11 protein-coding genes are annotated in these 14426 nt (G+C 59.5%); 10 read left to right on the top strand and 1 reads right to left on the bottom strand.

Going from position 1 to position 14426, the window contains the following annotated elements; genetic code table 11:
* Nucleotides 1–95: 95 nt before the first annotated feature.
* The 5 genes from fdnG (at nt 96) to fdhD (ending at nt 7229) form a co-directional block, all read left to right on the top strand.
* Nucleotides 96–3281 (top strand): formate dehydrogenase-N subunit alpha, encoded by a 3186-nt coding sequence (fdnG, locus tag GURA_RS17180; protein ID WP_011940192.1) that lies wholly within the window; start codon nt 96–98, stop codon nt 3279–3281.
* 6 nt (nt 3282–3287) lie between these two features.
* On the top strand, nt 3288–4064 hold the full coding sequence (locus tag GURA_RS17175) for a 4Fe-4S dicluster domain-containing protein (protein WP_011940191.1): 777 nt from the start codon (nt 3288–3290) through the stop codon (nt 4062–4064).
* Nucleotides 4057–4689: a formate dehydrogenase subunit gamma gene (locus GURA_RS17170; RefSeq protein WP_011940190.1), complete on the top strand. Its 633-nt coding sequence runs from the start codon at nt 4057–4059 to the stop codon at nt 4687–4689. Before GURA_RS17175 ends, GURA_RS17170 begins: the two co-directional genes overlap by 8 nt.
* Nucleotides 4689–5534, top strand: a complete 846-nt coding sequence (locus GURA_RS17165) for a formate dehydrogenase accessory protein FdhE (protein WP_011940189.1) — start codon at nt 4689–4691, stop codon at nt 5532–5534. Before GURA_RS17170 ends, GURA_RS17165 begins: the two co-directional genes overlap by 1 nt.
* 231 nt (nt 5535–5765) lie before the next feature.
* Entirely contained in the window at nt 5766–7229 is a 1464-nt protein-coding gene (gene fdhD / locus GURA_RS17160; protein WP_011940188.1) for a formate dehydrogenase accessory sulfurtransferase FdhD, read from the top strand.
* Here fdhD and GURA_RS17155 read toward each other — a convergent pair.
* Nucleotides 7224–8384: a Na+/H+ antiporter NhaA gene (locus GURA_RS17155; protein ID WP_011940187.1), complete on the bottom strand. Its 1161-nt coding sequence runs from the start codon at nt 8382–8384 to the stop codon at nt 7224–7226. The genes fdhD and GURA_RS17155 overlap by 6 nt on opposite strands.
* A gap of 325 nt (nt 8385–8709) precedes the next feature.
* Between GURA_RS17155 and nifV the strand changes: the two genes are divergently transcribed.
* The 5 genes from nifV to GURA_RS17125 all read left to right on the top strand — a co-directional run bounded on the left by nifV (nt 8710) and on the right by GURA_RS17125 (nt 14201).
* On the top strand, nt 8710–9861 hold the full coding sequence (gene nifV / locus GURA_RS17150) for a homocitrate synthase (protein WP_011940186.1): 1152 nt from the start codon (nt 8710–8712) through the stop codon (nt 9859–9861).
* A gap of 609 nt (nt 9862–10470) precedes the next feature.
* Complete coding sequence (locus GURA_RS17140; protein WP_011940185.1) at nt 10471–11289, top strand: hypothetical protein; 819 nt, start codon at nt 10471–10473, stop codon at nt 11287–11289.
* Nucleotides 11290–11382: 93 nt separating this feature from the next.
* Complete coding sequence (locus GURA_RS17135; protein WP_011940184.1) at nt 11383–11721, top strand: P-II family nitrogen regulator; 339 nt, start codon at nt 11383–11385, stop codon at nt 11719–11721.
* Between the two features lie 33 nt (nt 11722–11754).
* Nucleotides 11755–13212, top strand: a complete 1458-nt coding sequence (locus tag GURA_RS17130) for an ammonium transporter (RefSeq protein WP_011940183.1) — start codon at nt 11755–11757, stop codon at nt 13210–13212.
* Between the two features lie 239 nt (nt 13213–13451).
* Nucleotides 13452–14201, top strand: a complete 750-nt coding sequence (locus tag GURA_RS17125; RefSeq protein ID WP_011940182.1) for a sensor histidine kinase — start codon at nt 13452–13454, stop codon at nt 14199–14201.
* Nucleotides 14202–14426: the final 225 nt, after the last annotated feature.

The raw sequence follows: 14426 nt of genomic DNA, 5'->3' as shown, positions 1-14426 counted from the left end.
GAGTGACCGAAGGGAGCGGGCGGTTCAAGGGTTTCCATTCGGAGTTCGTTTTTAACCGGCTAATCAGGAGAATTAAAACCAGGGAGGTAAGATTCATGGGTATTTCAAGGAGGGATTTTTTCAGGATCTCCGGGGCGGGGGTGGCGGCGACCACCCTCGGTCTCAACCTCGCGCCGGTCGAGGCGAAAGCGGGGGAGCTCGCCATCCGCTACGCCAAAGAGACGACGACCATCTGCCCCTACTGTTCGGTGGGGTGCGGGATGATCGTCCACACGCTGAACGGCAGCGTCATCAACATCGAGGGGGACCCCGATCACCCGATCAGCGAGGGGAGCCTCTGCCCGAAGGGTTCGTCGGTCTACCAGCTCCGGGACAACCCGGCCCGGGTGACGCGGCCGATGTACCGGGCCCCCGGCTCACACGAGTGGCAGACGGTCACCTGGGAGTGGGCCATTGACGAGATCGCGAAAAGGGTGAAGAAAACCAGGGACGCCTCCTTCGTCCCCTCTTCGAAGATCAAGGTGAAGGAGAAGGTGGCGGGCGCGGAGGTGGAGAAGGAGATCGAGGCGGTGGTGAACCGGACCATGGGGATCGCCTCGGTGGGGAGCGCCGCCCTCGACAACGAGGAGTGCTATCTGTATCAGAAATTCTTGAGGGGGTTGGGCCTGGTGTATATCGAACATCAGGCGCGCATTTGACACAGCGCAACTGTAGCGGCTCTGGCAGAGTCGTTTGGACGCGGTGCAATGACGAACCACTGGATCGATTTCAAGAATGCGGACGTAATCCTCATCATGGGTGCGAACCCGGCGGAGAACCACCCGGTCTCCTTCCGCTGGATCATGAAGGCGAAGGACGCGGGCGCCAAGGTGATCTGCGTCGACCCCCGCTTCACCCGCAGCGCTTCGAAGGCGGACATCTACGCGCCGCTTCGCTCGGGGACCGACATCGCCTTCCTCGGCGGGATGATCAGCTACATCCTGGAGAACAGGCTCTATTTCGACGAGTACGTGAAGAATTACACCAACGCCTCCTTCCTGGTGAACCCGGAATTCAAGCTGCCGGGGGAGCTTGCCGGCCTCTTCTCCGGCTACGACCCGAAGAAGCGGAGCTACGACCCGAAGGCGTGGGGATTCCAGAAGGACGGGGACGACAACGTGCTGCGGGACCCGGCCCTCAAGGACCCGAACTGCGTCTTCCAGCTCCTGCGGCGGCACTACGCACGTTACACCCCCGACAAGGTGTCGCAGATCACCGGCACCCCCAAGGATAAGCTCCTGGAGGTATACAAGGCCTACGCCTCCACCGGCGCGCCGGACCGGGCGGGGACGTCCCTCTACGCCATGGGGTGGACCCAGCACACGGTCGGCACCCAGAACATCCGCGCCATGTCCATCATCCAGCTCCTTCTGGGCAACATGGGGGTGGCGGGTGGCGGCATCAACGCCCTGCGCGGGGAATCCAACGTCCAGGGCTCCACGGACCACGGGCTCCTCTTCCATATTCTCCCCGGCTATCTCCCGGTCCCTTCGGCCGACCTCAAGGACCTCTCCGCCTACAACGAGAAGCACACCCCGAAGACGAAGGACCCCCAGAGCGCCAACTGGTGGCAGAACCGCCCCAAGTACATCGCGAGCTACCTGAAGGCGATCTACGGGGCAAAGGCGACGAAGGAGAACGACTTCGGCTACCAGTGGCTCCCCAAGCTCGACCCGGGGATGAACGGCTCCTGGCTCATGATCTTCGACAACATGATCCGCGGCAAGTTCAAGGGGTTCTTCGCCTGGGGGCAGAACCCGGCCTGTTCCGGGAGCAATGCCAACAAGGTGAGGAAGGCCCTCGCCAAGCTCGACTGGATGGTGACGGTCAACCTCTTCGACAACGAGACCGCCTCCTTCTGGAAAGGACCGGGCATGGAGCCCTCCAAGGTGCCGACCGAGGTCTTCTTCCTCCCTGCGGCCGCCTCCTTCGAGAAGGAGGGGAGCATCTCCAACTCCGGCCGCTGGGCCCAGTGGCGCTACGCGGCGGTGAAGCCCCTGGGGCAGTCGAAGCCGGACGCGGAGATCATCAACGAGCTCTTCTTCAGGCTGAAGGGACTCTATGCCAAAGATGGGGGGGCGCTCCCCGAGCAACTCACCAACCTCACCTGGAACTACGGTTTCAAACGGGCCGACGGCACCATCAGGAGCGTCGACATCCATGCGGTGGCGAAGGAGATCAACGGCTCCTTCCTGGAGGAGGTGGAGGAGAAGCCGAAGCCTCTGAAACCTGGTGAGAATCCACCGCCACCTAAGGTGATACCCAAGCCCTGGGAGAAGAAGCCCCTGGGGAAGAAGGGGGAGCTCATCGACGGCTTCGCCAAGCTCCAGGCCGACGGCACCACCTCGTGCGGCAACTGGATCTACTGCCAGAGCTACAACGAGAAGGGGAACCTCATGGCGCGGCGGGCAAAGAAGGACCCGACCGGCCTCGGCCTCTTCCCCGAATGGGCGTGGGCCTGGCCGGTGAACCGGCGCATCATCTACAACCGGGCCTCGGTCAACCCGGACGGCAAGCCCTACAACATGAAGAAGGCGGTCGTCTACTGGAACCCGACGGCCGTCCTCCCCGACGGAAAGGTGGGCAAGTGGGAGGGGGATGTCCCCGACGGCCCCTGGCCTCCCATGGCAGATGCCAAGGAGGGGAGAAAGCCTTTCATCATGCGGCCTGACGGGGTGGGCGCCCTGTTCGGCCCCGGCATGAAGGACGGGCCGTTCCCAGAGCATTACGAGCCCCTCGAATGCCCGGTGCCGGAAAACCTCATGTCGAAGCAGACGGTCAACCCGGCCATCAAGCTCTTCGCCAACGCGGGGCTTGCCGAGGATGCCTATGCCACCTGCGACGTCCGCTTCCCTTACGTGGGGACCACCTACCGGGTGACCGAGCACTGGCAGACCGGGGTCATGACCCGCAATACCCCGTGGCTGCTGGAGTTGCAGCCGCGCCAGTTCGTCGAGATGAGCGTCGAGCTGGCGAAAGAAAAGGGGATCAGAAACGGCGATATCGTAGAGGTGGCCTCGGTCAGGGGCGCGATTGAGGCTGTCGCCGTCGTCACCCCGCGCATGCGGCCGTTCCAGATCGGCGGCCGGACCGTGCACGAGGTCGGACTTCCCTGGTGCTTCGGCTGGTTCACGCCGGGGGTGGGGGATGCGGCAAACCTGCTGACGCCGACTGCCGGCGATGCAAATACCATGATTCCCGAAACCAAGGCGTTTATGGTCGGGATCAAGAGAAAGGGGTGACGGGAGATGGCTGAGACGAGAAAGGGATTTCTGATCGACACGACCCGCTGCATCGGCTGCCGCTCCTGTCAGGTGGCCTGCAAGCAGTGGAACAAGCTGGAGGCGGACAAGACCGCCAACCAGGGGAGCTTCGAGAACCCCCGGGACCTGACCCCCAACCTCTACAACCGGATCAGGTTCGTGGAGCAGGCGGATAGCGGCAGCGTGAAATGGCTCTTCATGAACGAGCGCTGCATGCACTGCGGCGACGCCGGCTGCATGAAGGTTTGCCCGTCGCCGGGCGCCCTCTACCGGACAAAGGAGGGGATCGTAGCCTTCAACAGGGAGAAGTGCATTTCATGCAAGTACTGTGTATCCGCCTGCCCCTTCAACATCCCACGCTACGGGACAGACGACAAGGTCTCCAAGTGCAACCTCTGCGGGGACCGGGTGGCCGGCGGCATGCCCCCCGCCTGCGCCAAGGCCTGTCCCACCCAGTCCATCCAGTTCGGCAACCGGGCCGAGCTGGTCGCCAGGGCCAAGGCAGCAAAGAAGAGCATCTACGGGGAGAGCGACCTGATGGGGCTCGGCGTGGTCTATGCGCTGGAGGGGAAGCCGGAGGAGTACGGCCTCCCCGCGAAGCCTTCCATCCCCGTCTCCATCTTCCTCTGGAAGGACGTGATAAAGCCGCTCGGCATCCTCGGTTTCTGGGGGAGCGTCGGCGCCATGCTGCTCCACTACGTGACCATCGGGCCGAAGAAGCTCGACGACGAAACCAACAACAAGGAGGAGAGCCATGAGTAACTACATCGAGCGCTTCAGCGCACAGGAGCGGGTCCTGCACTGGATCGTGACCGGGAGCTTCTTCACCCTCCTCCTCTCCGGGCTCGGCCTGTATTCTCGGCTCTTCAACGGTTATTTCACCCTGTTCGGCGGGGGGCGAAACGCCATCGCGGTCCACAAGATCGCCGGGGTCGTCTTCTTCCTGAGCTCCCTCTACATGTACCTCTCCCATAGAAAGGAGGTCGCCACTTTCGACGCGGACGACCGGCGCTGGATAGAACAGCGCGGCGGCTACCTCTCCAGGGAGGCGACCCACTTCAATATCGGCAAGTACAATCCCGGCCAGAAGCTCTTCGCGCTCTTCATCGGCGCCGCGACCCTGCTCCTCGGCGTCACGGGGATCTTCATCTGGGCACCCGCCTCCTTCCCCCGCTGGCTCGTCCAGCTCTCTCTCCTGGTCCACGGCCTCTTTTTCGTCCTGTCGGTCATGTTCGTCATCGTCCACGTCTACCTGGCGACCATCGGCAATCCCGGCACCATCGAGGCCATGCTCTGGGGGAGGGTGACCAGGCCCTGGGCAAGGAAGCATCATCCGAAGTGGTACAAGGACGTCAAATCCATGAATTTCCGAAAAGAGGTCCATTAATGACAAAAATTGCTGAGAAAAAGGCCTTTCTCGACGACGTTTGCCGAGAGACACCGGAGTATGCCGACCTCCTCACCCTCTTCCGCGAGCTCTATGTCACGGTCGCAGGGCGGGAGGGGGAGACGGGGATATCGTTCTCCCGCACCTCCCACCTCACCGCAGAAGAGCGGATGCGGTTCGGATTCCCGCTCCTCGCCCCGGAAGCGATGACGGTGGACCCTGCCAGAGCCACCCACTTTCTCGACAGCGTCATCGAGGTGATGACGAGGGTGGGGAGGGATGGAAAGGGTGAGCTTTCTCTTCTCCGGCAGGCGCTCCACGGGGGAGGGCTCGACCTTCCCCGGCTTTTCCGGGGATGTCTGGCGCGGGAGCGGGAGGCGATCGTGGAGGCGTCTGCCGTCTGCTGTGTCTCTCCCCCGCTCCTGGAGTTCGTCCTGGAGACGGCCCTCAGGACGGCCCTGGAGGAGTTTGCCGAATCGGTGGAGCCTGCGCTGGTGGAGGGGTGGAAGGAGGGGTTCTGCCCGGTCTGCGGCTCCCGGCCAGGCATGGCGGAGCTGGCCGGGGAGGACGGGAGGCGTTTCCTCTCATGTTCGTCCTGCTCGTTCAGCTGGCCCTTCACCCGGATCAAGTGCCCCTACTGCGGCAGCGAGGAGGCGGAGAAGCTCTCCTACTTCGAGGCGGGGGACGGGCCGGTCCGGGTGGACGTCTGCCGCAGCTGCAGCCGCTACATCAAGACGCGGGACTCACGCAAGGGGCACGCCGGCGTACCCCTCGATGCCGAGGACCTGGCAACGATGCATCTCGATCTGTTGGCAACGCGGGAAGGGTTCGAGCGGGGGAAATGAGAAAACTAACTCCGAACAAAAACCTTTGAACCGCCCGCTCCCTTCGGTTGCTCAAGACGCAAGGGACGCAAAGAAGGCGTTAATCCTTCCAGGGGTTAAACCCTTTCGATTCTGGTTTTCTTCGCGTTCTCGCTTGGAAGCGCCTACTTTTGGTTGCGACTTAGCGGTTCAAAGGTTTTCGGGGTTTTCCGGGTCTTGCTGAAGATCGGTACTAATCGTAGAGGTTTTGACATGAAAACGATCCATACTTACACAAACGGGCGACTGGAGCCGAAGGAAGGGGCCGTGGTGCGGGAGTTCCCGCTGGTCCTGCACGTGAACGGCCGGGAGCTCGCGACCCTTGTTGCCTCCCCGCACGAGCTGCGCTTCCTGGTGGCGGGGTTTCTCCGCCTCCAGGGGTTCGTGGCGTCCGTCGCCGACTTCCACGTCCTCTCGGTATGCGAGGATTTCGGCATCGCCAGCGTCCGGATCAGGGGGGAGCTCCCCGAGCGGCTGAAACCGGTGCTCACCAGCGGCTGCGGCACCGGAATTACTTTTAATCTGGATATGCCGGAACCCCCTCTCCAGGCGACAACCGATCGCTTCACCCCGGCTGCCGTCTTTCGCCTCATGGAGGAGCTGGCTCGGCGGGCAGAGGGCTACAGAAGCCACGGTGGCATCCACTCGGCCGCGGTAGGCGACGCCTTTGGAAACCTCGTCCTCTTTGCCGAGGACATCGGCCGGCACAACACCCTCGACCGGATCGCCGGCGAGGCGCTCCTGAAGGGGATCGAGCTCGCGGGAAAGATGCTCGTCACCTCCGGCCGGGTATCCACCGAGATGGCGGCAAAGGCGGCCCGGCTCGGCATCTCCCTCATCGCCTCCCGCACCTCCCCGACCGACCTGGCAGTGCGGATGTGCGACGATGCGGGGATCTGCCTCATAGGGTACGTGCGGGGGGGTAAGTTCACGGTCTATGCACATCAAGAACGGCTGCTTATTGAACAATCTGTAGGGGCGGGGTGCCCCCGCCCAGGGCGCGGAGACCGCGCCCCTACAGGGGCCCCGCACCCGATCCCCGGTGTCACCGGCGTGATCCTCGCCGGCGGCGCCTCCACCCGCATGGGGAGCAACAAGGCGCTCCTGCCGTATCGGGGGGGGCGCTTCATCGAGGCGATCCACCGCCAGTTGGCCGAGCTCTTCGACGAGGTGATCCTCGTCACCAACAACCCGGAGCAATATGCCTTTCTCCCATGCCGCAAGGTGCCGGACCTCTTTCCGGGGATGGGCGCCCTGGCCGGCATCCATTCGGGGCTTTCCCACAGTGCCAACCCGGCGATCTTTACCGTTGCCTGCGACATGCCGTACCTGAACGCAGATCTGATCAGGCACCTGGCCGGCCGGGCGGATAGGGGAGGTGTGCTCATACCGGAAAGCCCGGGTGGCCTGGAGCCGCTCCATGCCGTCTACGGCAAGGGGTGCCTGGCGGCCATCGAGGCGACCCTCCTGACCGGCGAGAGGCGGATCGTCTCATTCTTCGACCGCACCAACGTCAACAAGGTGAACGCGGAGGAGGTGGCCCGGTTCGACCCGGCCTTCGCCTCCTTCAGCAACGTCAACACGCCGGAGGAATACTTCCGTCTGCGCGGGGGGGAGCAGGGTGGGGCCGTCGGCCAGGGGCCGGAAGTGGAGTGGGCATCGTCGCGGAAATTATGAAGATGAATGCCCCCTTTTCCTGATGCCCAGCAACTTAGCTGCCGCCATGGCGACCGGGAAGACGGCGATGCTTAAGATCGCCCCCATCTTTGCCGCACCCTGCACGACTGGGTCGGTAAAAGCTTCTCCCGCGACGAACAGGGCCACCGTGAAACCGATTCCGGCGATTATGCCGGCAACCAGTAGATGCCTTCTTCCCATCCCCTGGGGAAGGGGAAAGCCGAGCTTCTCTCCGAGGAGCGCAAAGACAAATATGCCGGTCACTTTGCCGAACAAAAGTGCGCAGAAAACCAGCCAGGTGACCGTATTCATGGCGGAAAATCCGACCCCCGCATTGGCGAGGCCGAACATGAAAAGGCCGAAGTCGACGATGATCTTCCATTCGTGTTCGAACCGGGCCAGGGGAGAGTAATCCTTCGGGTCCTCTTCGAACATGTGTTTTACCTCCCTGGTGGGGTGAGGCAGGAACGGTATGATGAAGACCAGTGCCAGGGCCGGGTGGAGGTGCGCTTTGAAGAGTCCGAACCAGCTTGGGACGCCGCCGAAGAGGAGGTACGGCCAGTAGCTTTTCACCTGCTTCCTGCGCAGGATAAAGGCGATCAGCATTCCGGCGGCGGTGAGCATGAGCCAGGGTGGCGCCACGGGGAGGACCGGGTCGGGATAAAAGACGGCGATGATCACCAGCCCGATGGCATCGTCGGCAATGGCCAGGAGGAGCAGGAAGGCGATGACCGGATGATTTTTGCCGAAAATGAGGCGCGCCGCCAGCCAGGCGAAGGCGATGTCGGTGGCGGTGGGGATACCCCAGCCGTTGGTGAAGGCCGAAGAGCCGACCAGGCTGTTCAGCGCCAGATAGACCCCGACAGGCCCGACTACCCCGCCGGCTGTCGCCAGGAGCGGATTTAGCGCTTTGTTGAGGGGACTCATGTCTCCGCCGGGGAGGCAGCTCTGGGTTATCTCGACCGCGGCGATGGCGAAGAAGAAGGCCATGAAGATGTCGTTGGTGACGAAGTGAAAACTGAGCGGCCCCAGGAAGTGGTCGTGGTTGAACTTGTGATAGCTGTCCGGCGCAACATTGGCCCAGACCAGGGCGGTCAGCACCCCGGCAAGGAGGGGGATCGAGAATTCGCGCAGAAGGTTGATTCTTTTGAGCATGGCCAATTCATATCATACCGTAACTGTCCGGTCCAGCTTTAGTTCGGCGTACAATTCCACAAAGTAGATCATGTTTGTGTAAAAAAGAGGCACAAGTTCCTCTCTTCCACGTCGGTATCCTGTGTTTAACGGCTTTCAGGTACTGGCATGCCTATTGCTTGAGCAATTTAAGAAGTTGGACACGTGGCAACGAGGCCCCGGAACCGAAGAAACGGTTCAAGGTTCTACGTTCAAGGTTCTAGGTTTTAAACATAGAACTTCGAACGTAGAACATCGAACAATCTTTACGGTCGGGGCCTTTCTGTTGTTTGGGGAGGAAGCGGCTATGAAAAATATGGTGCACGGTGACATCATCATCGACGACACGACGCTACGGGATGGGGAGCAGACCGCCGGAGTGGTCTTCAGCAAGAAGGAGAAGATTGCCATCGCCAGGATGCTCGATGCCATCGGCGTGCAGGAACTGGAATGCGGCATTCCGGCCATGGGAGAGGAGGAGCGCGATTCCATCCGCGCCCTTGTCGATCTGGGATTGTCCGCCCGCCTCATCACCTGGAACCGGGCGGTGATTCCCGACATCCAGGCCAGTCTCGACTGCGGCATCATGGCTGTCGACATATCCCTTTCCGTGTCCGATCAGATGATTGCCCACAAATTGCGCAAGAGCCGTGAGTGGGTGAAGGAGCAGTTGAAGACCGCCTTGGGGTTCGCCAAGGCACACAACCTCTACGTTTCGGTCGGGGGGGAGGATGCCAGCCGGGCTGATATCGGCTTTCTTTGCGAGCTGATGGAGATCACCCGGGAGCTTGGAGGGGACAGGTTCCGCTTCTGCGACACCCTCGGTATTCTTGATCCCTTTACCATGTTCGACAGGGTCAGGGCACTGCGCAGCGGGGTGCCGGATTTGGATATCGAGGTGCACACCCATAATGATCTGGGGATGGCGACCGCCAATGCCATTGCCGGGATCAAGGCCGGCGCACGCTTCGTCAACACAACGGTCAACGGCCTCGGAGAACGGGCCGGCAATGCGGCACTGGAAGAGGTGGTGATGGGTCTCAAGCATGCCTGCGGCATCGATCCCGGCGTCGACACCCACCGCTTCGTGGAGATCTCCCGTTTTGTCGGCAAGGCTTCCCAGCGGCCGGTGCCGGCCTGGAAAGCGGTGGTAGGGGAACGGGTCTTTTCCCACGAGTCGGGGCTCCATGCAGACGGCGTACTCAAAAACCCGCTCAACTACGAAGGCTTCGACCCGGCCGAGGTCGGACTGCACCGGCATATCGTCGTCGGCAAGCATTCCGGGACCAGCGGGCTGGTGGAGCGTTACAGGAATATGGGCATTGTTGTTAACAGAAAAGAGGCGGTCTGCCTCATGGAGCAGGTTCGAACCATTGCCCAGCGGATGAAGCGGCCGTTGAGCGATAAGGACCTGCGCCGGCTTTACAAGTCCGAACATCGTGGTCTGAAAGCGGCGTGAAAAGCTGCCTGGAAATGAAACGCAGAGCTGCATAAAAAATAATCAGAAGCGGGGCCAAGAGTGCAGATCGGCCCCGCTTTTTATTGTCATGATTTTCTGACTTTTTTGTAACAATTCGTAATTATTTGACAATTCATTTTGCAAATACATGTGGCACGGCTTGTGCTTTTAGCATTTTCGTAAATTATCGACGCACAGTGTTGTGCATTTGAACAGATGGTACAGGCAATGGCGCCTCTTCACCGCATGGTGGGAGGCGCTTTTTTATTTAGTTTCCATCCGGAAACGGTTCTTTTCCGCCCTGGCGGTGTCAATCTTCAGGCTTGCTTGTGCGGCGTACCGATGTACGCCTCCGCGCAACCCCTCGATTTCCTTGCCAGGACGACAACGAGCGAAGCGAGTTGGACCGCGAAGGCGCCCCAAAGGGGTCGACCGTATGGTCGAGTCAAAAATCCCTCGTTTCCGAATTGGAAACCAATAGTTTCTCATCCGGAGTTTCCGGATGGACACTATTTAGAACATGGAAAGGGGGCAATGGAGCTGCAAGTGGTTTACGACGTGGTACAGTAGGTTAAATAATTTTATATTTAATTACAAAGGAGTATGCAAATGAAAAAGATTACCAAGATTCTTTCCCTGGCAACGATGCTTATGATGGCAGCAACCGGTGTCGCAATGGCGACCCCTTCCACCCAGATCTGGATCCCTTCCACGGACGTCCAGGGTTACAAGACTCTGCATCTCGGCATCGACAACTATTTCCGTGCTTCCGGAGTAGCCAAGTCAGCTCCCTCCCCGTCTTCCACCAGGGACGCAAACGTAATGGACATCGGCCTCACCGCGGGTATCCTTCCCTTCGAGAAGTTGCAGATGGAAATTGGTGTTGACTATCTGGTCATCGCCAATAACCCGAACGACAACCACCCGCTGATGGGCAATTTCAAAATCGGCACTCCCGAAGAATCCCTTTTCAAATTATCTCCGGCCCTTGCCTTCGGCATGTACAACATTGGTCCGACCCAGCCGGCAGGCAACGCACCTTTCGTGGTCTCGGGGCAGAACATAATCTATGGCCTGGCGGCCAAGACCATTCCTGCAATCGGCCCTGTTCCTTCGCTGGGGAGGGTTTCTGCTGGTTACTATCGCGGTTCCAAAAATTCTTTCCAGGATACACGCCTGGATCCGAGCAAGTCGCAGAATCAAGGTGTCCTTCTCTCCTGGGACAGGACCATGAGCGAGATTTCCGACAAACTCTGGATGGCGGTGGATTACATGGGCGGCAACAACGTCATGGGCGCCGTGAACGTCGGTGTATCCTGGGCCTTTGCCAAGAATGTCTCGGTAATCTTCGGCTATGACATATACAAGGAAAAAGCGCTGGCGGGCAACAACACCTTTACTACCCAGCTCGATATCAACTTCCCCTAGGTCTCCTTCAATGTAATGGGGGCAGCAATGCCCCCGCATTTTTCAAGAGGGCGAGATTCCATAATCGTAAAGCTAGCAAAGGGGGAGTAAACAATGAAACTTATCGAAGCCATTATCAAACCGTTTAAATTGGACGAGGTCAAGGATGCCTTGAATGAAATCGGCATCGAAGGGATAACGGTCAGCGAGGTGAAGGGGTTTGGCCGCCAGAAAGGGCATACCGAACTGTATCGCGGAGCGGAATACGTGGTGGACTTTATTCCGAAGGTAAAGCTGGAGATCGCCGTGGACGACGAACTGGTGGCCAAGGTGGTTGAAACCATCGAAAACACCGCCAAGACAGGTCGCATCGGCGACGGCAAGATTTTCATTCTGCCGCTCGATGAGGCGGTCAGGATCAGGACCGGTGAAAAAGGGGCGGAAGCCATTTAAACAAAGATATCTAAAGGTATAGTGGAGGTTATCATGAAATTCAAACTGTCGTTTATAAAGCTGCTTCTGGTCATAACTGCCGTTATGGCCCCCGTTGCTGCATTGGCTGAAGAGCCGGCCAAAGTTCCAGCCGCTGCTGCCGACGCTCCGGCCGCTTCTGCTCCGGCCGCAACCCCTGCACCTGCCGCTGCTGCACCTGCCGCCGCAGCCCCGAAAAACGTCGATCCGGTGCTCAATACCGGCGACACCGCCTGGATGCTGACCTCGGCGGCCCTGGTCCTCTTCATGATCCCCGGCCTTGCCCTCTTCTATGGCGGCATGGTCCGCGGGAAGAACGTCCTTTCCACGATGATGCACTCTTTTGTAGCCATGGGGATCGTCGGGGTGCAGTGGGCGATCATTGGCTATTCCCTCGCCTTCGGCCCCGACGCCTTCGGCGGTCTCCTCGGCAACCTGAGCAAGGTGATGCTGAACGGCCTCATCACCTTCAAGGACGGCAATCCGGTCTACACCCTGTTCCAGAACGTGACGACCGAGCCCGGCTCCATCCCGGAGTACGTTTTCGCCATGTACCAGTGCATGTTCGCCATGATCACCGTGGCGCTCGTATCCGGTGCGCTGGCCGAGCGAATCAAGTTCTCCGCCTACTGCCTCTTCGTCCTGCTCTGGACCACCCTCGTTTACGATCCGCTTGCTCACTGGGTCTGGATGGTTGACGGCTGGCTCTTCAAGAAAGGCGCCCTGGACTTTGCCGGCGGTACCGTCGTCCATCTCTCCTCCGGTATCTCTGCCCTGGCGATGCTCATTTTCCTCGGCAAGCGGCACGGCTTCCCCCATGAGCGGATGGCTCCCCACTCACTTCCCCTCACCATGCTGGGTGTCGGTCTCCTCTGGTTCGGCTGGTTCGGCTTTAACGCTGGCAGCGCCATTGTCGGTGTTAACTGTTCCGATGCTGCAGGCGGTTTGGCCGGTCTTGCCTTTGCCACCACAACTATTGCTCCTGCTGCCGGCGGCCTCGCCTGGATGGTCGCAGAATGGATCCATGCGGGCAAGCCCTCGGCCCTCGGCTTTGGCTCAGGCGTAGTCGCCGGCCTGGTCGGCATCACTCCTGCGGCCGGCTTCGTTCAACCGGGTGCTGCCCTGATCATCGGCGTCGGCGCTGGTGTTGTCTGCTACCTGGGCGTCATGATGAAGGCCAAGCTGAAATATGACGATTCCCTTGATGCCTTCGGCGTCCATGGTGTCGGCGGAACCTTCGGCGCGCTCATCACCGGTGTTCTGGCAACGGTCGGTGCAACCGGCCTCATGTCGGGCAACGTAAAGCAGTTCGTGACCCAGGTGATTGCGGTTGCCGCTGCCGGTGCTTATGCCTTTATCGTCACCATCGTCATCGCCTTTGTTCTCAACAAGACCATCGGCCTCAGGGTGGAAAAAGAAGACGAGATTATTGGTCTCGACCAGACCCAGCATTCTGAAAGCGCTTATAACTGATTGGTCTTTTTGTTACACAATTTATATGGCTGTTGGAAAAAGCCGCCCGATTATCGGGCGGCTTTTTTACGTCTGCGCTATTTGTGGGCAATTTGTGCATGCTTTTTCAGCACTTTTGCCTGCGAAAATTACTCGGCATCCCTTAACCCTCGATAATTGTGGGGCAATGCTGTTGGCATGACTTATGCCATTATAAATTTGGATAGAAAGGTCGCAAGGACCTTTCCGCCTGGAGATATATGAATAATCCGCTCGAAAAATATGTCGGTGCAGATGGACGGCTCGATGAGCATGTCCTCGAACAGCTGGCTTTCAACGAGAAGATGGCGGAATTGGGGATGTTGTCGACCGGGATGGTTCATGAGCTGAACTCCCCGCTCTCGGTAATTGTCTCGGCAGCGCAGATGATCCTGCGTGAAGAGGATCTGCCTGAATTCGTCAAGGAAATGGTGGAGCGGATAGGTCTGGAGGCCCAGCGTCTCTCCTATTTCACCCGGAGCCTTCTTTCCTTTGCCCGCAAGGAAGAGGCTGTTGAGGCAGAAGCGGATGTCAACCTGGTGCTCCAGGAGGTCATGGCCTTCCTTAAGTACGAGGCGCAGAAGCGCTCCATCTCCGTCATTGAGGAGAAGGACTATGGCCTCCCTCCCATTGCCGCCGACGGCAACCGGCTCAAGCAGGTTTTCATCAACCTGATCATGAATGCGCTTCAGGCGATGGAAGAAGGGGGGACCCTCCTTCTGAAAACCGCCTTGACCGATGACGGCAGGTTTTTAGAGGCGCAGGTGGCGGATACCGGCAGGGGGATAGCTGCGGAAGCGGTCGAACATATCTTCGAGCCCTTCTACACGACCAAGGTGGCCGGCGAGGGGACCGGCCTCGGGCTGTTCATTTCCAGAAACATCGTAGAACGTCTCGGCGGGCGGATCCAGGTGAAAAGCATCGTCGGCGAAGGAACCACGTTCGTTCTTCTTTTTCCCCTTCCGGCTTGAAAGCTGTCGTTGTAGCGCAGCACGCTCAAGGGAGCAGTGGCATATAACCCTTGACTTTGTCCTGTTTTATCGTGCATAAATAATCCGAGAATAATTGTTTCAAATCAAAATGTCGATGGGCATATGATGCGCTCGCATATTCATAAATATATCTCTATATTCATGGTAATCGTCATCTTCGCCATTTCCGTGACCGGGTTTTGCCGGAATGCGCATGCTGCGGAA

The organism is Geotalea uraniireducens Rf4 (assembly GCF_000016745.1).
GTDB lineage: Bacteria > Desulfobacterota > Desulfuromonadia > Geobacterales > Geobacteraceae > Geotalea > Geotalea uraniireducens.
The sequence above is the reverse complement of the archived record's forward strand: the minus strand, read 5'-3'. Positions and strand labels throughout refer to the sequence as shown.

Bases quoted from the DNA above. Each gene is read 5' to 3' on its own strand.
- GURA_RS17170 (WP_011940190.1), top strand. From the start codon at position 4,057: ATGAGTAACTACATCGAGCGCTTCAGCGCACAGGAGCGGGTCCTGCAC.
- GURA_RS17155 (WP_011940187.1), bottom strand. From the start codon at position 8,384: ATGCTCAAAAGAATCAACCTTCTGCGCGAATTCTCGATCCCCCTCCTT.
- nifV (WP_011940186.1), top strand. From the start codon at position 8,710: ATGAAAAATATGGTGCACGGTGACATCATCATCGACGACACGACGCTA.
- GURA_RS17130 (WP_011940183.1), top strand. From the start codon at position 11,755: ATGAAATTCAAACTGTCGTTTATAAAGCTGCTTCTGGTCATAACTGCC.
- GURA_RS17140 (WP_011940185.1), top strand. From the start codon at position 10,471: ATGAAAAAGATTACCAAGATTCTTTCCCTGGCAACGATGCTTATGATG.
- GURA_RS17165 (WP_011940189.1), top strand. From the start codon at position 4,689: ATGACAAAAATTGCTGAGAAAAAGGCCTTTCTCGACGACGTTTGCCGA.
- GURA_RS17135 (WP_011940184.1), top strand. From the start codon at position 11,383: ATGAAACTTATCGAAGCCATTATCAAACCGTTTAAATTGGACGAGGTC.
- fdhD (WP_011940188.1), top strand. From the start codon at position 5,766: ATGAAAACGATCCATACTTACACAAACGGGCGACTGGAGCCGAAGGAA.
- GURA_RS17125 (WP_011940182.1), top strand. From the start codon at position 13,452: ATGAATAATCCGCTCGAAAAATATGTCGGTGCAGATGGACGGCTCGAT.
- GURA_RS17175 (WP_011940191.1), top strand. From the start codon at position 3,288: ATGGCTGAGACGAGAAAGGGATTTCTGATCGACACGACCCGCTGCATC.